The sequence below is a fragment of the Chromobacterium sphagni genome (genome assembly GCF_001855555.1).
Classification (GTDB): domain Bacteria; phylum Pseudomonadota; class Gammaproteobacteria; order Burkholderiales; family Chromobacteriaceae; genus Chromobacterium; species Chromobacterium sphagni.
In genome coordinates, this window is record NZ_MKCT01000041.1 from 19,428 (window position 1) to 36,709 (window position 17,282).

Annotated in this window: 15 protein-coding genes and 2 pseudogenes; 6 read left to right on the forward strand and 11 right to left on the reverse strand. The window is 65.6% G+C overall.

Annotated features, from left to right (window positions below):
* Nucleotides 1-6: 6 nt before the first annotated feature.
* Genes BI344_RS15665 through BI344_RS15705 form a run of 9 tightly spaced genes read right to left on the reverse strand, consistent with a single transcriptional unit; the run spans nucleotide 7 to nucleotide 7,957 of the window.
* Nucleotides 7-1,536: a cryptochrome/photolyase family protein gene (locus tag BI344_RS15665; protein WP_193430996.1), complete on the reverse strand. Its 1,530-nt coding sequence runs from the start codon at nucleotides 1,534-1,536 to the stop codon at nucleotides 7-9.
* A complete protein-coding gene (locus BI344_RS15670; RefSeq protein ID WP_071113810.1) occupies nucleotides 1,533-2,804 on the reverse strand; it encodes a DASH family cryptochrome in 1,272 nt (423 codons plus the stop codon). The genes BI344_RS15665 and BI344_RS15670 overlap by 4 nt, the downstream gene beginning before the upstream one ends.
* A complete protein-coding gene (locus BI344_RS25875) occupies nucleotides 2,801-2,962 on the reverse strand; it encodes a DUF2256 domain-containing protein (RefSeq protein ID WP_071113811.1) in 162 nt (53 codons plus the stop codon). The genes BI344_RS15670 and BI344_RS25875 overlap by 4 nt, the downstream gene beginning before the upstream one ends.
* The gene (locus tag BI344_RS15680; protein WP_071113812.1) at nucleotides 2,962-3,396 is read right to left on the reverse strand and encodes a nuclear transport factor 2 family protein; all 435 of its coding nucleotides are present in this window, start codon (nucleotides 3,394-3,396) and stop codon (nucleotides 2,962-2,964) included. Before BI344_RS15680 ends, BI344_RS25875 begins: the two co-directional genes overlap by 1 nt.
* Entirely contained in the window at nucleotides 3,393-4,169 is a 777-nt protein-coding gene (locus BI344_RS15685; RefSeq protein ID WP_071113813.1) for an SDR family NAD(P)-dependent oxidoreductase, read from the reverse strand. The genes BI344_RS15680 and BI344_RS15685 overlap by 4 nt, the downstream gene beginning before the upstream one ends.
* Nucleotides 4,166-4,699, reverse strand: a complete 534-nt coding sequence (locus tag BI344_RS15690; protein WP_071113814.1) for a DUF3833 domain-containing protein — start codon at nucleotides 4,697-4,699, stop codon at nucleotides 4,166-4,168. The genes BI344_RS15685 and BI344_RS15690 overlap by 4 nt, the downstream gene beginning before the upstream one ends.
* Nucleotides 4,700-4,701: 2 nt before the next feature.
* On the reverse strand, nucleotides 4,702-5,904 hold the full coding sequence (locus tag BI344_RS15695; protein WP_071113815.1) for an SAM-dependent methyltransferase: 1,203 nt from the start codon (nucleotides 5,902-5,904) through the stop codon (nucleotides 4,702-4,704).
* Nucleotides 5,901-6,677 (reverse strand): DUF1365 domain-containing protein, encoded by a 777-nt coding sequence (locus tag BI344_RS15700; protein WP_071113816.1) that lies wholly within the window; start codon nucleotides 6,675-6,677, stop codon nucleotides 5,901-5,903. Before BI344_RS15700 ends, BI344_RS15695 begins: the two co-directional genes overlap by 4 nt.
* Nucleotides 6,674-7,957 carry an NAD(P)/FAD-dependent oxidoreductase gene (locus tag BI344_RS15705; RefSeq protein WP_420912614.1) on the reverse strand — a complete coding sequence of 428 codons (1,284 nt, stop codon included), beginning with the start codon at nucleotides 7,955-7,957 and terminating at the stop codon, nucleotides 6,674-6,676. The genes BI344_RS15700 and BI344_RS15705 overlap by 4 nt, the downstream gene beginning before the upstream one ends.
* A 178-nt stretch (nucleotides 7,958-8,135) precedes the next feature.
* Between BI344_RS15705 and BI344_RS25445 the strand changes: the two genes are divergently transcribed.
* Nucleotides 8,136-8,423 carry a helix-turn-helix domain-containing protein gene (locus tag BI344_RS25445; RefSeq protein ID WP_241499379.1) on the forward strand — a complete coding sequence of 96 codons (288 nt, stop codon included), beginning with the start codon at nucleotides 8,136-8,138 and terminating at the stop codon, nucleotides 8,421-8,423.
* A gap of 256 nt (nucleotides 8,424-8,679) precedes the next feature.
* Here the strand turns inward: BI344_RS25445 and BI344_RS15710 are convergent, their stop codons facing one another.
* A complete protein-coding gene (locus BI344_RS15710) occupies nucleotides 8,680-9,582 on the reverse strand; it encodes a LysR family transcriptional regulator (protein WP_071113818.1) in 903 nt (300 codons plus the stop codon).
* 95 nt (nucleotides 9,583-9,677) lie between these two features.
* On the opposite strand from BI344_RS15710, the gene BI344_RS15715 reads away from it, so the two are divergent.
* From BI344_RS15715 to BI344_RS15735, 5 genes and pseudogenes are all read left to right on the forward strand, one after another.
* Nucleotides 9,678-11,177, forward strand: coding sequence for an NADH-quinone oxidoreductase subunit L (locus BI344_RS15715; protein ID WP_071113819.1), 1,500 nt, complete (start codon nucleotides 9,678-9,680; stop codon nucleotides 11,175-11,177).
* Nucleotides 11,170-13,545 carry a YbcC family protein gene (locus BI344_RS15720; RefSeq protein ID WP_071113820.1) on the forward strand — a complete coding sequence of 792 codons (2,376 nt, stop codon included), beginning with the start codon at nucleotides 11,170-11,172 and terminating at the stop codon, nucleotides 13,543-13,545. Before BI344_RS15715 ends, BI344_RS15720 begins: the two co-directional genes overlap by 8 nt.
* A complete protein-coding gene (locus BI344_RS15725; RefSeq protein ID WP_083370249.1) occupies nucleotides 13,538-14,350 on the forward strand; it encodes a DUF6671 family protein in 813 nt (270 codons plus the stop codon). The genes BI344_RS15720 and BI344_RS15725 overlap by 8 nt, the downstream gene beginning before the upstream one ends.
* A gap of 13 nt (nucleotides 14,351-14,363) precedes the next feature.
* Nucleotides 14,364-15,347 (forward strand): L-threonylcarbamoyladenylate synthase, encoded by a 984-nt coding sequence (locus BI344_RS15730; protein WP_071113822.1) that lies wholly within the window; start codon nucleotides 14,364-14,366, stop codon nucleotides 15,345-15,347.
* 43 nt (nucleotides 15,348-15,390) lie between these two features.
* Nucleotides 15,391-16,119 (forward strand): annotated as a pseudogene (locus BI344_RS15735) (IS256 family transposase); the annotation flags it as partial.
* 126 nt (nucleotides 16,120-16,245) lie between these two features.
* On the opposite strand, the pseudogene BI344_RS15740 reads toward BI344_RS15735, so the two are convergent.
* Nucleotides 16,246-17,208, reverse strand: a pseudogene (locus BI344_RS15740) (IS5 family transposase).
* Between the last annotated feature and the right edge of the window lie 74 nt (nucleotides 17,209-17,282).

The window sequence follows — 17,282 nt, forward strand, 5'->3', positions numbered from 1 at the left end:
GTGGTCTCACAGTGCGTCGAGATTGGCTTGCAGCGCGGCGGCGCGCGCGGTGATGGCGGCGCGTTCGGCTTCCGGCAGCTTGTCCAGCTGGCGGTAGACCAAGGCCAGCCGAGGATTGGCGGCCAGCCGCGCGCGGTGGCGTCGGAAAAAATCCCAGTACAAGGCATTGAACGGGCAGGCGTCGGCGCCGACGCGCTGTTTGGGCCGGTAGCGGCAGCCGGCGCAGTAGTCGCTCATGCGGCCGATATAGGCCGCGCTGCCGGCGTAAGGCTTGCTGCCGAGCAGCCCGCCGTCGGCGAACTGGCTCATGCCCAGGGTGTTCGGCAGCGCCACCCACTCGAAGGCGTCGATGTAGACGCCCAGATACCACTCATGCAGCGCCTGCGGCGACAGGCCGGCGATCAGCCCGAAATTGCCGATCACCATCAGCCGCTGGATGTGGTGGGCGTAGGCGTCCTCCAGCGATTGGCCGATGGCGCGCGCGAGACACTGCATGCCGGTATCGCCGTTCCAGAACCAGCGCGGAAGCGGCAAGCTGTGTTCCAGCGCGTTGCAGTCGCGGTAGCCGGGCATCCTGGCCCAATACACGCCGCGCACGTATTCGCGCCAGCCCAGTACCTGCCGCACAAAGCCTTCCACCGCAGCCAGCGGCGCGCGGCCTGCGCGCCACGCGGCGGCGGCGGCGTCCACCGTCTCGCGCGGATTGAGCATTTTCACATTGAGCGCGAAGGACAGCAGCGAATGAAACAGCCGCCGCGCGCGCAGGCTCATCGCGTCCTGGTAAGCGCCGAAATGCGGCAGCGCGTGTTCGATGAAGGCTTGCAGCTGGGAGAGCGCCTCGGCGCGGTTGAGCGGCCAGCGCAGCGCATCCGCCTGCGGCTGGCCGAAGCTGCCCACTCCGGCGTCGGTGATGGTTTGCCACAGCAGGCTGTGGTCATGCGCCGGCCGCGGGTCCAGCGGTTCGGGCGGATCTCCGCGCCAGCGCTGGCGGTTGTCGGCGTCGAAATTCCAGCGCCCGCCGGCCGGCTCGCCGTTGTCGTCCATCAAGATGCCGTGCTGGCGCCGCAACTGGCGATACAAGGTTTCCTGGCGCCATTGCCGCCGCGGGCCGAAAAACGCCGCCGCCTCGCCGCGCGCGGTATAGAAGTGTTCGTTGTCCGTCATCTGGCAGGGAATGGACAGGCCGGCGGCCCAGTCGGCCAGTTGGCGGTCCAGCCGCCATTCGTCCGGCGCCTGGTATGCCGCCGTCGTCGCGCCGTAATGGCGGATCAGCGCATCCAGATTGCCGGTCAGCGACTGGCGGTTGCTCGGGTCGTCGATGGCTACGTAGCGGACGCGATGGCCTTGCGATTTCAGCTGGGCGGCGAAATCGCGCATCGCGGCGAAGACGGCCAGGATCTTTTGCGCGTGGTGGCGCACGTAATCGGTTTCCTGGCGGATTTCCATCATCACATGCACCACGTTGGGATCGGGCGCGGCGAACCAGCTATGGCAGGGATTGAGCTGGTCGCCCAGGATCAGTCGCAATGTCGTCATGCCGCGCCCCATAGCGAGCGGTAGCGGCCTTGCGGGTCGTGCTCGTCGGCCTGGCGCTGCGGGTTGAAGCGCCGTCCCCCGCGCGGGTCGGTACCGCGACCGGCGATATACAGCCAGTTGCCCTGGTTGCTGTAGACGTCGTAGTCGAGCAGTTGCGCCTCGAACCAGGCCGCGCCGGCGCGCCAATCGCCGCCGCGTTCGTAAATCAGGTAGCTGGCCGCCACCTGGCGCAAACGGTTGGACAGATAGCCGCTGGCCGCCAGTTCGCGCATCGCCGCGTCCACCAGCGGCTGGCCGGTCTCGCCGTCGCGCCAGCGCTGGAATGCTGTGGCGTCGTGCCCGGGCGCCGGCTGGCAGGATAGACCCGACGCGTGAAACAGCCTGGCGCCGTGGCGCAGCAGCAGGAAGCGGAAATAATCGCGCCACAGCAGCTCGAAGCCTATCCAGTAGCTGCCGTCGCTGGCGCCATATTCGGCCTCGAAATCCTTCAGCGCTTGCCAGACGCGGCGCGGCGACAGGGCGCCGCAGGCCAGCCACGGCGCAAGCTTGGTGGAAAAGTCTGCGCCGTACAGCCGGTCGCGCGTCGTTTTGTAGCGGTGCGGCAGGCCGCGCGCCAGGTATTGCGCCAGATGCGCGCGCGCCGCTTCTTCGCCGCCGTGGAACGGCGGCAGATGATAGGGAAAGGACGAACGAGGCTCGATGGCCGGCGGCACGCGCGCCGGTGGGGCATCGTCCGGCCAGCCGTCAGGCGCGGGCGGCAGCGCGTTCGGCGCGTCCAGCGGCGCGGCTGGCGTCAGCGATGCCTGTTCGATTTCGCCGCGGAACGGCGTAAACGCCATAGGCAAGCGATCCAGCGCGAACGGCAGCTGCAGCGGCGCATACAGGCTGGATTGCCAGATGGGGTCCACCTGCAGGCCGGCGCGGCGCAAGGCGGTGACTTCGGCTTCCTCCTCCGGCGCGGCGATGTGCTCGCATACCACTCGGTCGGCATCCAGTTGCCGTGCCAACCGAGGCAATATTTCCGCCGGCGCGCCCGCCAGCTCGCACAGCGCGCTGCCGCGCGCTTTCAGCGCCCGCCGCAGTCCGTCCAGCGCTTGGCCGACAAAGGCCTGGCGGTGGCGGTCGCTGCGCGCGAAACCCCAGCCGCTGTCCTGTGTCGGCGCATGGCAGTACACCGGCAGCAGCCGCTCGCCGCCGCAGGCCGCCAGCAGCGCCGCGTTGTCGTCCAGCCGCAGATCCTGGCGCAACCAGTAGATGACCGTGCTCATGCGCTTTGCCTTTTGCCGCGGCGGCAGCGCTCTGAACAATACTGAGCCGCGTCCCAATTAGCGCGCCACTTCTTGCGCCAGCTCATGGTTCTGCCGCAGGCGGCGCAGGGCTTGGACGGCAGCGCCGCCTTATTGCCCTTGAATGTGTTGGCCGCCATCACGCGGCCTTGAGCTTCTTGCGCAGCCAAGCCACCGGCAGGCCTAACAGCGGAATCTTCTCGAACAGCTCCTCCGCCGCATCCCAGTAGTCCCGGTGCAGAGTGATCTTGCCGTCGGCGTCGAACTGCAGATGGCTGCCGCCGTGGATTCCCAGTTTGCGGCCGGCGTAGATAAAGTCGAAATCCCAGGTGATGAAGGCCTGGTCGCCATCGCGCAGCGCATGGATGACGGTGAAGCGCGGTTGGTCCAATGTTTTGAACATGTGGCGGAATACCGCTTGAATGTTTGCCAGGCCGCGCGCGTCGTTGAACGGATCTTTGAAGCGGGCTGCATCGGTGTAAAAGCGGCCGATGTCCGGCAGCGTGTCCGGCGTCAGCGTCTGGTACCAGTCGAGCAGGGCCTGCCAATCGGCCTGGGAGAGCGTGCGTTTCATGATCGTGCCAACCTCGCGAGCAAAGGCAGCCGCAGCCGGTAGGGCAGCAGCCGCAACAGTTTGAGCCATATGGTGAAGCGGAACGGGAAGTGGATTTCAAACGCGCCGCGCGCGAAGCCGCGCATGATGTCCCGTGCCGCCTGGCGCGGCGTGAGCAGCGCCGGCATGGAGAAGTCGTTCTTGGCGGTGAGCGGCGTGGCGACGAAGCCGGGGTTGATCAGGTAAACCGCCACCCCGCGCGGCTTGAGCTCGGTATAGAGGATTTCCGCCAGATTGATCAGAGCGGCCTTGCCTGGGCCGTACACCGCAGCGCCGGGCAGACCGGCGTAACCGGCCACGCTCGCGATCAGCGCCACCCCGCCGCCCTGCCGTGCCAGCGTCGGCAGAATGACTTCCAGCCCGTAGTAAATGCCGAGCAGGTTGGTGTCGAGCAGGCGGCGGGTTTCCTCTGCGCGCAGGTCCAGGCAGGTTTGCGGCCGGTAGTCTGCCGCGCAGAACACCACCAGGTTGGGCCGCGCGTTTGCCGTTTCCAGCTGCGACCACACGCGCAGCCAGGCGGCCGGGTCGGTTACATCCAGCGTTTCCACCCGCGCGCGGCTGCGGCCGGCGGCCAGCGCGCGCATCGGTTCGGCGCGGCGGGCGGACAGAATCACTTCCGCGCCGGCGTCCAGCAGTTCGGCGGCCAGCGCGGCGCCGATGCCGCTGGACGCGCCGATCACCCACACCCGGAGCGCGCGCCAGTCGGCGATGGCGGGATTAAGCCGCAGCGTCATGGCCTGGGCTCCGGCTTGCGGAAAAACAGCGTCACTTCGCCCAGATGGAAGCCGTACTTGCTCATCGCCGCGCGGTTGAGCATGCTGCGCTCGTCCTGCAGGAACATCCAGTCGTCGAACTGCACCTGATATTCCTTGCCGTCCACCGGCAGCCTCAATGTGTAGCGCCAGCGCAGCGCGTTGCCGGCGGTTTCGCCAGCGGCTTCGCCCACCACGTCGTCGGCCAGGCCGCGCCAGCGGCCCGCGCCAGTCGGCTTGAGCCGCCACACGCGTTGTTGACGGCTGCCGTCGCTGTAATGGAAGCGTTCGGTCAGCACCAGCTCGTCGCCCAGGCGCTCGCCGTCCATGTCCACGGTGAAGCGTTTGACCAGCCGGCCTTGCCGGTCCTGGAACATGCCCCAGGCCTCGGTTTTTCCCAGGAAAAACTGGCCTGGGTCGAACAGCGGCCGGTTGGCGGCGTAATCGCCGACCGCCGGGCCGGCGCAGCCGGCGAGCAGGGCCAAAGCGGCAAGACAGGCGGGGCGGCGCATGATCACAGCCTTTGCAACAGAAACTGCGACACGCCGATGCGGCCGGCGTCGAACCCTGCCTCGCAGTAGCACAGATAAAGCCGCCACAGCCGGATGAAGGCTTCATCGAAGCCCTGGCCGCGGATGGCGTCCAGATTGGCCTCGAAAGCCATGCGCCAGCGGCGCAGCGTTTCGGCGTAATCCGCGCCGAAATCCAGCCGGTTGCGGCAGCTCAGTTGGCTGTGATGCGCCGCGCGCTCAAAACGCTCGCGGCTGGGCAGCATGCCGCCGGGAAAGATGAAGGTCTGAATGAAATCCGCCTCAGCGCGGTAAGTCTCGAAGCGCGACTCCTCTATGGTGATGCTTTGCGCCAGCGCTTTGCCGCCCGGCTTCAGGCAGCGGCGCAGCGTGTCGAAATAGCCGGACCAGTAGCGCTCGCCCACCGCCTCGAACATTTCGATCGACACGATGGCGTCGTATTGGCCGGAAAGATCGCGATAGTCGCGGTGTTCCAGCTTGACCAGCGGCTCGCTGGCCAGGCGGCGGCGCGCGAAGTCCAGCTGGGCATCGGAGATGGTGATGCCGTGCACCGCCACGCCAAGGCGGGCGGCGTGCTCGGCGAAGCCGCCCCAACCGCAGCCGATTTCCAGCACGCGCATGCCGGGGCGCAGCTGCAACTGCTGGCAGATGCGCTGGTATTTGCGGGTTTGCGCATCAGCCAAGGGCAGGGCGTAGTCGCCGTCGAACCAGGCGCTGGAATAAGTCCAGCTGGGGTCCAGCCACAGCCGGTAGAAATCGTTGCCGATATCGTAATGGGCGTGGATGTTGCGGCGGCTGCCGCGTCGGCTGTTGACGCGCAACAGGTGGCGCAGCCGGTGCCATAGGCGGGCGGCCCAGCGGCCCAGCTCGCCCAGTTGCAAAGCGTTTTCGTTGCGCAGCGCCAGCCGCAACAGGACGGCGAGGTCTGGGCAATCCAGCCAGCCGTCGCGGTAGGCCTCGGCAAAGCCGATGTCGCCGCCGGCCAGAATGCGGCCGCATGCGCGCCAGTCGCGCAGCGCCAGCTCGGCGTCGGCCTGGGCATGGGGCGCGCCGAACCACAGCGTCTCGCCATCCGGCGTGACAACTTTGAGGCTGCCGTGGCGCAGCCTGGACAACAAAGCCAGCAGCGCCCGCCCGGCGGCGGGGATATCGGGGCGGGACAGGATGATGGGTTGGCTCGCGCTCATGATTTCAGCTCCAGGCCGCGGCTGAGCTCGGCGGCGGGGGGATGCGGTTTGCGGAAGAAGGGCACGCGTTTGAGCCATAGCTTCAGCGCCTGCCAGTGAATGCGGGCGATGACGCCCAGTGTGAGCAGAGGCTGGCGCAGCAAGGCGGTTGCCGCGGTTTTTGGCGTCAAGGCTTGCAGGCGGCCGGATAGGGCGGTGTGCAGCACAGCGCCCGCGCCATCGTGATAGTCGATGCGCGCCAGCGCCAGATCGCCGCTTTGGTGGAAGCGGAACCGGTAGTGGCCCTCGACGCGGCAGAACGGCGAGACATGCAGCAGTTTGCGGCAGCTCAGCTGGCTGGCGGCGGTGATTTCGCGGCCGTGGGCGGGGCTGAGCAGATAGCTGTGGTGCTCGCCGAAGGTGTTGTTCACCTCCGCCAATACCGCGATCAGTCTGCCGGCCGCATCGTGGCAAAACCAGAAACTGACCGGGTTGAAGGCATAGCCGAACACGCGCGGGAAAGTCTGCAGCCAGACTTCGCCGTCGGCGGGCAGGCCGGCCTCCGCCAGCCGCGCGCGTATCCACGGCAGCAGCGCCGAACCGTCGCGCGGACCGTAGTCGCGCGTGCGCAGCGACAGCGGCCGCCAGCAGTCCACGCCAAACCACAAGCCGCGCATCGTCTCCAGCGCGGACACCTTCAGCCGCAGGCAGAACACTGGATAGACAAAGCGGTTGGCAGCCGGCCGCAGGCGGCGGTGCATCACATGCCCGGTCAGAAGATAAGCCGCGCTCATGATTCCAGCCTCGCCCAGTCTGGCGCCAGTCCAAAAGCCTGCGCCACCCGCAGCGCTGATTTCAGCCCGTCCTCATGAAAGCCGTAGCCGGTCCAGGCCCCGGCAAACCAGCAAGCGCGGCGGCCCTGAATGCTGGGCAAAGCCGTTTGCGCGGCGATGGCGGCGGCGTCGAACAACGGGTGCTCGTAGTGGAAACGGCGCAATACCTTGGCGGGATCGGGCGGGCGCGGCGGGTTCAAGGTCACAGCAACCGGCGTGGCCACCGGCAACGGCTGCAGCTGGTTGAGCAGATAGCTGACGCCCACCGCGCGGCCGTCGTCTTGCTCATCCGACAGGAAGTTCCAGGCTGACCAGGCGGCTTCGCGGCGCGGCAGCAGCGCGGCATCGGTGTGCAGCACCGCCTCATTGGCTTGATACCGCACCGCGGACAATATCTCGCGCTCCATCTCATCCGCGTCGGCAAGCAGGTTCAGCGTTTGCGGCGCATGGGTGGCGAACACCGCGGCGTCGAAGGTTTCTTCGCTGCTGGAGGTGAGCAGACGCACGCGTCCATCGACGCGGCTTGCGCGCAGCACCGGAGTGGACAGCCGGACATCGGCCAGGCCGGCAGCGATTTTATCGACATATTGCCGCGCGCCGCCCGGCACGGTACGCCATTGCGGACGGTCGCGCAGCTGCAGCAGGCCATGGTTCAGGCAGAAGCGCAGAAAAGTTTCGGCCGGGAAGGACAGAATGTCGCTGCAGGGGCTGGACCAGATCGCCGCCGCCATCGGCAGCAGATAATGGTTGCGAAAGCGTGCGCCGTATCCATCCGCATCCAGCAAGCGTCCCAGGCTCTGCGGCGCTTCCATCGCGCGGCGCAGATTGCATCCCGCCTCGCGGTTGAAGCGCAGAATATCGGACAGCATGCCCCAAAAACCCGGCGACAGCAGATTGCCGCGCTGGGTGAAAACGCTGTCCAGATCGCGGCCAGCCCATTCCAGCCGGCCCTGGCCGATGGAGACGCTGAACGACATCTCGCTGGGATGGCTGGGGATATCCAGCTCGCTGAACAAGGCGATGAGGTTGGGGTAAGTGTGGTCATTGAAAACCAGAAAGCCGGTATCCACCGCAAAGTCGTATCCATCGACCGTGATATCGACAGTGTGGGTATGGCCGCCCAGATAGTCGGCCGACTCAAACAGCGTCACCGAGTGCTTTCTGGAAAGAAAATGCGCCGTAGCAAGGCCGGCGATGCCGCTGCCTATCACAGCGATGCGTTGTGGCGATGAGGCGTTCACCATGTCGTCCTGTCGCGAGGGAGAAAATCCACCGGCTTGGAGGGGGAGCCGGGGCTGCTTTGTATTCAGGATAAAACCGATTTGAAAAAAATGATACTTATCAGTAAAAGGTGTTACTAATTGGTATTCTCGGAAGGCTCAGCTTCAAGGACCAAGCATTCAAGCTGCGCGAACAGCCGTGCTGGACGCCACCACGCGGATGCTGGCGAGCAAGGGCTTTGATCTGATGATCATGGACGACGTGGCGAGCGAAGCGGGGATTTCCAAACCCAGCCTTTACAAGCATTTCAAAATCCAAGGACAAATTGGCGACCGAAGTGATGATCCGCTTGCTGGACGATGCGCAGGACTATCTGGCCAAGCAGGAGCCGGAATGGAGTCCGCCTGCGCGACCTGCCGGCCTGGGCGCTGCGGTGAGGCTTGCCCTTTCTGCCTTCCTCCAGCCCGCAAGTACGCGGCATGCTGACCCGCAGCCTGCAGCCGTGCGATCACGCTGCACAAGACACTGCAGGACATCGTCGAGCAAGCGAAAAAGGAAGGCGAATTGAAAGCCGAGATGCCGACGGACGTGATTCTGTACAGCTACTATTCCCGCGGCTGCGACCGGGCGGTGCAGTGCTTGCGCGTGTACGGCAAATACGAGAATGAAGACATCATCAGGCATATGCTTCAGGTCTGTTTTGACGACATGTCGGCTGGACGTCAAATCGTAAACGTGCAGATCAGGGGGAACTCAGACTTATCGCCTGATCAGCTATCGCCATGCGCAGCAAACCTTGCAGCAGCGGCGGCAGATACTGGCGCTGCACGGTGATGGCGTAGAAGGTCTCCTCGACGCGCGGCACCACGCAGTATTGTTGCAGCAAGCCTTTGCCAAGCTCGTCGCGCACTACGATGGCCGGCAGCAGCGCCACGCAGCCTGCATCGCGCGCCAACAGGCGCAGCATGGCCATATCGTCCACTTCGGCGCGGATGACCGGCTGTAGCGCCAGTTCCTCGCACAGCAGGTCGAAGCGCAAGCGAATCTCGCTCTTGCGGCTGGGCACCAGTAGCGGCAGCGCCGGCAAATCGCGTTCGAATTGGAACGTTTGCCCCTCCGACCGCGGCGGCCCCACCAGCACCACCGGCTGACGCGCCAGCGTGCGGCAGCGCCAGGATTGCTTGTCGTCGCCCAGGGCAGGGCGATTGGACAGCACCACGTCCAGTTCGTGCGCCTTGAGCCGCTGCAGCAGCTCGTCCAGGCTGCCCGACTCCAGCACCAGGCGTACATCGGTTTCTTTCAGCACCGGCTGCAAAAACCACTCCTGGAAATTGCGCGATAGCGTGGCCACGCTGCCTATGCGCAAGGTGCCGCGTCCTTGGCCGGAGGCGGCGGTGGCCAGCAGTTCGTTGCCCAGCGCGAAAATCTCCTCGGCATAGCGCATCACCACCACGCCCAGTTCGGTCAGCTGCAGCTTGCGGCCTTCGCGCAGAAACAATGGCTGGCCCAGTTGCTCCTCCAACTGGCGGATTTGCGCCGATAAGGCCGATTGCGATACATGCAGCCTTTCGGCCGCGCGCGTCAGGTGGCCCTCGCTGGCGACAGCCCAGAAATAATACAGATGGTGATAGTTGAGCCGGTTCATCGTTCTTAAATAAAGAATAAAAACTAATATTTAATCTATTTTACTGAACATGTTCGATCAGGCAAAGTTCAAGCGGGAAAACAACGGAGCCCATCATGCCCCAAACCCTGCTTGCCGCGCTGCCATGCACCATCGCGCTGGCCTGGTTGCTGCCCGCCCTGTGGCCTGGCCGTGTTCTGTCGCGTCACTGGCAGGCAGCCGAAATCGCCGCCCTGACTGGCGGCCTGCTACTGCTTCCTCTGATCTTCATGCCGATGCCTGCGCGGTGGTCCGCCGCCGCGTGGCTGATGCAGGCGCTGATCCAGCTGCTGGGCTGGATGGTCCTGCGCTACTCGCGCCGCTATATGCAAGGCGAGCAGGGTCAGGCTCGCTTTTTGCGCGCTATCGGCTGTCTGCTGATGGCAGTGACGGTGGTGGTGCAAGCCAGCCATCTCTTGCTGATGGCGCTGGCCTGGATCGCTTGCAGCCTGGCCTTGCAGACGCTGCTAACCTTTTACCCCGGCCGACCGGCCGCGCAACTGGCCGCGCGCCGCGAATGGCGCGCCAGCCGTCTGGCCGAACTCTTGCTGCTGGGCGCTCTGCTGCTGTGGGCCTTGGCCGGCGGCAGCCTCAGCCTGCTGCCTGGCGCGCCATCCGCGCTGGCCGATGGCGCGCAGGGCTACGCCATGGCGGCCGGTGTGTTGCTGGCGGCGGCGGTGGCGATCAAGACTGCCCAACTGCCCTTTCACGGCTGGCTGACCCAGGTGATGGAAGCGCCTACGCCGATTTCCGCGTTGCTGCATGCCGGGGTGGTCAATCTGGGCGGCATGGTGCTGATCAAGGCGGCGCTGCTGCTGCAAGCCGCGCCGCCAGCCAACACTCTGCTGATGCTGTGGGGCGGGGCCAGCGCGCTGCTGTGCTGCGTGGTGATGCTCACGCGCATCAGCATCAAGCTGCGTCTGGCCTGGTCCACTTGCGCGCAGATGGGCTTCATGCTGCTGGAAATCGGCATGGGCTGGTATTCACTGGCCTTGCTGCATCTGCTGGCCCACTCGTTCTACAAGGCTCATGCCTTCCTGCTAGCCGGCGAAACGGCGCGCGACAGCGCGGCGCGGCGCATGTTGGGCAGGGAAATGGTCGATAGCGCGCTTTCTCATCTGGCGCGCGGTCTGATCGCAGCCGCGCTGCTGGCTGTCTCGCAATGGCTGTGGCAGCGCTGGATCCCCGCAGCGGCCTTGCCGCCGCTGTTCTGGCTGGCGATGGGCCTGGGCATGGGCGCGCTGCTGCGCGGCTGGGCAGGCTGGCTGGCCGCGCTGGCCTTGAGCCAGTCCTATCTGCTACTGCACGCCTTGGCGGCGCAGATCCTGCCGTTGCATGGCCCGATGCCGCCGGAGTGGGCGCAAGCCTTGCTGGCCGCGATGTTCCTTTTCGTCTTTCTGCTGCAAGGCTGGCTGCTGCGCCATCCGCAAGGCGCGCTGGCGCGCCTGATCTATCCGCATGCCTTCGCCGGCTTCCACCTTGACGAATGGTGGTGCATGCTGGGCCGCCGCCGCCCGCGGCCGGCCGCTCCCCTTGCCCTGAAATGGCTTCAACTGCAGGAGAGCCGCCGTGACTGATCATAAAGCCAGATGGCGGCAAGCCATAGACCACGCCCTGGCCGCTGTCGCACCCGCCTGGCCGCTGGACAGCCTGGTGGCCAGCTCACCCTACTGGGGTCTGCGCGACCAGCCCTTCAGTCATGCCGCCGACACGCTGCGCCAAGTGGCGGATAGCTCGCTGCATCTGCCGCGCAGCGAGTATCTGGATGCCTGGCAGCGCGGCGAAATCAGCGCCGACGCGCTGGAAGCCGCGCTCTTGGAAGCCGGCTGGACCGACGGTGCGCAAGCCTGGCTGGCCACCGAGCCGCGCCATGCCGATCATCCCCCGTCGCCACGCCCGCTGGCCGCCTACCATCGCGAAGCGGCGGGCCCGCTCAGCGCGCAAAGCTGGACCGATGTCGTCATCCAGCAAATCAGCCAGTATTGCGCGGCTTGGTTCGACCGCGACCAAGCCAACTGGCACCTCGACCATGAACGCGGCTTTTACGCGGCCTGGCTGGAGCAGATGCGCCATCCTTACGGTCTGAGCGTCTTGCCCGAGCGGCGGGAGCAGATCCGCCTGCGGGCCGAACAGTTGCCCGGCGACGCGGAGGCCATGTTGGCCGCCGGGCTGGAGCAGCTGCAAGCGGGGCAGGCGTGGCTGACGCCCTGGCTGCAGGCCCTGCTGATGCGCAATAACGGCTGGGCGGCCTGGTGCGCTTATCTTGGCTGGCAAGCCGGGCTGAAAAGCGAAACGGACGGGCACCTGCGCCAGCTGTTGGCTATCCAGCTTGCCTGGGAATGCATGCTCGACGACGGCGCGCGCGGCCCGGACAGCGCCTGGTCGGCCTGGCGGCGCGATTGGGAGCCGCACCGGCATGGCCGAGCCGACGCGCGCGCGCTGATCTGGCAACGTGCGCACGAGCTCTCGCTGCATGGCCCGCTCACCCAGGCGTTGTGCCGAGAACCTGCCGCGGAAGACGTCATGCGTCCCACCCTGCAAGCCGTGTTCTGCATCGACGTGCGTTCCGAACCGCTGCGCCGGGCGCTGGAGGAAACGGTTCCGGACAGCCGCACTTACGGTTTCGCCGGCTTTTTCGGCCTGCCGCTGGCTTACCGCGTACCGGGCAGCGACGCCGCTCAACCGCGTCTGCCGGTGCTGCTGGCGCCGGGCTGGGAGGCGCATACGCCGCTTGAGACCAAGCCCGCGGCGGCATGGCGCGGCTGGCGTGCCTTCCTGCGCTCGCCGCTCTCTGGCTTCGCCTTGGTGGAAAGCGCCGGCCTGGGCAAACTGGCGGCGCTGGCCCGGCGCAGCAAGGCGCGCGGTTATCAGGCAGCCCTGCCGCAGCTAGACCCCTGGCTGACACCGCGCAGCGCCAAACTTGTGCCGCAAGAGGGACTGGGCCTGGAGAAACGGATGGAAATCGTTTCCGGCCTGTTGCCGGCCATGGGTCTTTCCGGTTCGATGGCACCCTGGGTGCTGCTGGTCGGCCATGCCAGCCATGCCAGCAACAATCCTCAGGCGGCGGCGCTGCAATGCGGGGCCTGCGGCGGTCATGGCGGCCACCAGCATGTCCGGCTTCTGGCCAACTGGTTCAATGATCCGGCGCTACGCGAGCGGCTGGCGGCGCTGGGCCGCCCCATTCCCGCCGATACGGTGTTCCTGCCCGCGCTGCATCTGACTCACAGCGACGAAATCCTGTTGCTGGACGCCGAAACGCTGCAAGCGGACGCGCGTGCTCGCTTGCCCGGCCTGCAGGCGGAATTGCAGGCAGCATCGGCGCTGGCCCGTAAGCGCCGCGCGCCACAAGTGGGCCTCGCGCCGGAGGCGAATGACGCCATATTGCTGAAGAAAATGCGGCAAAAGGGAGATGACTGGGCGGAAACGCGGCCCGAATGGGCGCTGGCCGGTAATGCGTTTTTCATCGCCGCGCCACGCTCCAAGACGCGCAGGCTGGACCTGGGTGGCCGCGCCTTCCTGCATGAATACGACTGGCGAGCCGATGCCGACGGCTCCCGGCTGCAGACGATTCTGGCCGCGCCCATGGTGGTGGCGCACTGGATCAATATGCAGTATTTCGCCTCCACGGTAGACCCGCGCCGCTTCGGCAGCGGCAACAAGCTGCTGCACAATGTGGTGGGCGGCCGCATCGGCGTGTTCGAAGGCAATAGCGGCGATTTGCGCATTGGCCTGGCATGGCAGTCGGTGCATGACGGCCAACGCCTGCGTCACGCGCCGCTGCGGCTGGCTGTCTGCATAGACGCGCCGCCGGAGAAACTGGCCGCCGCGCTGGCGGCGCAGCCCATTCCGCGCCAGCTGGCGGAAAACGGCTGGCTGCACCTGTATTGCGTGCACGGCGAAACGCCGCTGCGCTGGCATGCCGAGAGAGGGTGGAAACATGACTGAGCGCCGCGCCGCTTTGCTGACCCGCCATGGCAAGCATGCTGCTATCGCTCCCGCGCTGGCCGGCATCGGCTGGGACTTGACGCTGATGGACAGCTTCGATACCGACAGCCTGGGTACTTTCACCGGCGAAGTCGCGCGCGCCTGCAGCCATCGAGACGCCGCGCTGACCAAGGCCAAGCTGGCTTGCGAACTCAGCGGTTTGCGCTACGGCATCGGCAGCGAAGGCAGCTTCGGCGCCGACCCGTGGCTGGGCAGCTGCGGCTGGGCCACCGAACTGTTGCTGTGCTGGGACGCGGAACGCCAATACGCGGTGGAAGCCTGGATGCGCGGACCGGAAACCAATTTCCGCCACTGGACGCTTCACGATCTGGCTGCCCTGCCGGACATTATGCTCCAGGCAGGTTTTCCAACGCACGGCCTGATTGTCGGCCGGCCCGGCGAGGCGGCTTTTCACAAGGCGCTGACCGACGAAGCCGCGCTGCGCGCGCATCTGGCGCGGCATCTGGCTGGCGGCCCGCTGCATTTGGAGTGCGATATGCGCGCCCACCGCAACCCAACGCGCATGGCGATGATCGCGCGGGCCGCTGCCGCGCTGGCGGAGCGGCTGGCTAGCGTCTGTCCGGGCTGCGGCGCGTCCGGTTTTGGCGAGATCGCGCCGCTGGCAGGCGCGCCGTGCCAAGACTGCGGCGCGCCCACGCGCCAAGCCTGCGTGCGCCGCTGGCAATGCCCGTGCTGCCAGGCCACGCGTGAACAGCCCTTGCGGGCGGCCGCATCGCCGCAATACTGCGATTACTGCAATCCCTGAACTTTAGAGAACTATGAAGTCACTTAGCCCCACCCCCGAAGGATTGGATCAGGCAGCCGCGCTGTTGCGCGCCGGCGAGCTGGTCGCTGTTCCCACTGAAACCGTTTACGGGCTGGCGGCCGACGCCACCCAGCCCGATGCCGTGGCCGCCATTTTCCGCGCCAAGAACCGGCCGGCGGATCACCCGCTGATCGTGCATTTGCCGGGCCTTGAGCAACTGAACGAATGGGCGGCGCGCGTCCCCGACTGTGCCTGGCCGGTGATCGAACGCTTCTGGCCCGGCCCGCTGACCCTGGTGGTGCCGGCGAGCCCGAAGGTGCCGGCCATCGTCAACGCCGGACAAAACACGGTGGCGCTGCGCTGGTCCAGCCATCCGCTGCTGCAAGCGCTGCTGGACCGGCTGCAACGCCCGGTGGCGGCGCCTTCGGCCAATCCGTTCTGCCGCATTAGTCCCACCACCGCTGACCACGTGCGCGCCCATATGGAGGGCCGCATCGCCGCCGTGGTGGATGGCGGCCCGTGCGCGGTGGGCATCGAGTCCACCATTCTCGATCTCAGCGGCGCACGGCCGGCCATCCTGCGTCCCGGCGCCATCACCGCCGCCATGCTGGCACCTTACCTCGATCTGGCGGAAGCCGCCGCGCCCGACGCGCCGCGCGTGCCCGGCAATCTGGCTTCGCACTACGCGCCGCGCCAGCCGTGCTACCGGCTGGAGGCGGCGGAGGCGGCGGAGAGCGCGCACGAAGCCGGCTGGCAGCATGCCGCTGTGCTGGCCATCGAACCGCCGGCCGCGCGCTGCGGCTGGTTCAAACGCATGCCGCCTACGCCGGAAGGCTACGCGCAGACGCTGTATTCCGCGCTGCACGAGGCCGACGTCAGCGGATGCCTGACCGTTTGGATCGTGCTGCCGCCCGATGAAGTCGCTTGGCGAGCTGTGCGCGATCGCTTGCAGCGCGCCGCGCAGCCCTTAGACGGGCATGTACTGAATTTTGTGTAAACGGACTATTTGGCAGGAAACTGCCGTCTTGTCTGGAGACACAATGAGCTCGAAGAAACACGACGTATCTGACGCACTTCTGGACAGTTTGCTGGCCGATTACCAGAAGTCCGAAGACCTCATCGGTGAGAGCGGCCCACTGAAGAAACTGACCAAGCGGCCGCCCGATAAAGCGCTGGAGGCAGAGAAGGCCGCGCACCTTGGCCATAGCAGACACGAGCCGGTCCTCAATCCCGCCGGCAACACCCGGAACGGCAAGAGCCGCAAGACCCTAAAGGGCGAGTTCGGATACTTACCCGTCGAGGTGCCACGTGACCGCAAGGGAACCTTTGAGCCTCAACTCATCCTCAAGCACCAGACCAGTTGGACCGTATTCGACGACAAAGACATCACACTTTACGCCCGCGGCATGACTGTTCGGGAAATGCAGGCCCATGTGGAGGAAATGTACGGAACCGGGGTCTCGCCCAGTCTGATCTCCTCCATCACCGATGCTGTCACCGAAGAGGTCAAGGCTTGGCAGGCTCGCCGTCTCGATACGGTCTATCCGATCATCTACCTCGACGGTATCCACGTTAAGGTGCGCGAGGTGGCTGTGCGGGTGAAAGACGTCTATCTCGCCATCGGCATTACCCTGGCGGGAGAGAAGGAGGTGCAGGGGAGGTGGCAGGCTCAGACGGAGGGAGCCAAGTTCTGGCTTCAGGTCGTGACCGAGCTGCGTAATCGGGGCGTACAGAACATCTTTGACTCGCTTTACCATTCAGTTCGAGGAACGCATTCCACAGGCGTAAGCCAAACTCCGTTACACAAAAATTCGGACAGGCCCAAAACATACCCTTCAGCAGGCTTTGTTGCATAACCCCAGCTAAGAGCGAGCCTCCCTTTTCCCAAGGCGGATTTAGCCCATCGCCGCTACCGCCACGGTCTTCGGGCAGCCAAGGGCGGTAAAGCGGTTCAATAGCGCCGCACGCACTTGCAGTTCCGCCACCTGTCGATCAAAGGTGCGCGCCATCACTCGGCTACCCAGTCGCGTGAAACAGTGCATCTTCGTTTCCGCCAGACTGCGGCGGTGATATCCGCTCCAGCGTTTCCAGATTCGACATCCCAAGCGCTTGCATGCCGCGATCGCTGCATTGCCCACCTCGCTGCCAGTGATTTTCGACTTCCACGGCTTGGCGTTTTTGCGCGGCGGGATCACCGGCATGATTCCTAGGCCAAACAGCGCTGCGCAACAACCCTGAGTGTCATAAGCGCCATCCAGCGTCGCCGTGGCAACGGGCTCATCCGCCAGCTGCATTCACAACTCCGGCAGTATCGATGCGTCTCCCACACCCTTGCCAGTCACCTCGATAGCTCGGATTTCCAATGTTTCGGCGTCAATGCCCAGGTGTGCCTTGCGCCACTGACGACGATATTCGGCACCGTGCTTTTTGCGTTTCCCACTCGCCTTCGCCGAGAAACGGGATGCCGGTGCTATCGATCAGCAGATGCAGCGGACCCTTAGCTGCGGCGATAGCCGATCCGGACCTGCAAGGTGCGCTGGCGACGGCATGCGGTGGAGTGATCCGGCACCAGCCAGTCGAGCCCAGCTAATTGCAGCAGACTTTGCACCATACCCAGAGCCTGCCGCAACGGCAGATTGAACAGGCATTTAATGCTGAGACAGAACTGGATGGCAGCGTCGGTGTATGTGGCTGATCGGCCGTTGTTGCCGGTTGGCAGGGAGGGTCAGCCATTGCATGTCTTTATCGAGCCAGACCAGCAGCGATCCGCGTGCGGTCAGGGCCGCGTCGTACTCATGCCAGTTGGTGGTTGCGTAGCGTTGCTTGGGCTTCTTGCTCTGGGGTGCTGCGGTGTTCATTGACTTAGCATGCCGCAGCTGGCGGCGGGGTTATGCAACAAAGGCTTTGTCATGAGATAAATGCCGGATATCTA

What these genes read in the sequence shown, in the direction of transcription:
- BI344_RS15665 (WP_193430996.1), bottom strand. Translation starts at nt 1,536, where the DNA reads ATGACGACATTGCGACTGATCCTGGGCGACCAGCTCAATCCCTGCCAT.
- BI344_RS15670 (WP_071113810.1), bottom strand. Translation starts at nt 2,804, where the DNA reads ATGAGCACGGTCATCTACTGGTTGCGCCAGGATCTGCGGCTGGACGAC.
- BI344_RS25875 (WP_071113811.1), bottom strand. Translation starts at nt 2,962, where the DNA reads ATGGCGGCCAACACATTCAAGGGCAATAAGGCGGCGCTGCCGTCCAAG.
- BI344_RS15680 (WP_071113812.1), bottom strand. Translation starts at nt 3,396, where the DNA reads ATGAAACGCACGCTCTCCCAGGCCGATTGGCAGGCCCTGCTCGACTGG.
- BI344_RS15685 (WP_071113813.1), bottom strand. Translation starts at nt 4,169, where the DNA reads ATGACGCTGCGGCTTAATCCCGCCATCGCCGACTGGCGCGCGCTCCGG.
- BI344_RS15690 (WP_071113814.1), bottom strand. Translation starts at nt 4,699, where the DNA reads ATGCGCCGCCCCGCCTGTCTTGCCGCTTTGGCCCTGCTCGCCGGCTGC.
- BI344_RS15695 (WP_071113815.1), bottom strand. Translation starts at nt 5,904, where the DNA reads ATGAGCGCGAGCCAACCCATCATCCTGTCCCGCCCCGATATCCCCGCC.
- BI344_RS15700 (WP_071113816.1), bottom strand. Translation starts at nt 6,677, where the DNA reads ATGAGCGCGGCTTATCTTCTGACCGGGCATGTGATGCACCGCCGCCTG.
- BI344_RS15710 (WP_071113818.1), bottom strand. Translation starts at nt 9,582, where the DNA reads ATGAACCGGCTCAACTATCACCATCTGTATTATTTCTGGGCTGTCGCC.
- BI344_RS15715 (WP_071113819.1), top strand. Translation starts at nt 9,678, where the DNA reads ATGCCCCAAACCCTGCTTGCCGCGCTGCCATGCACCATCGCGCTGGCC.
- BI344_RS15725 (WP_083370249.1), top strand. Translation starts at nt 13,538, where the DNA reads ATGACTGAGCGCCGCGCCGCTTTGCTGACCCGCCATGGCAAGCATGCT.
- BI344_RS15730 (WP_071113822.1), top strand. Translation starts at nt 14,364, where the DNA reads ATGAAGTCACTTAGCCCCACCCCCGAAGGATTGGATCAGGCAGCCGCG.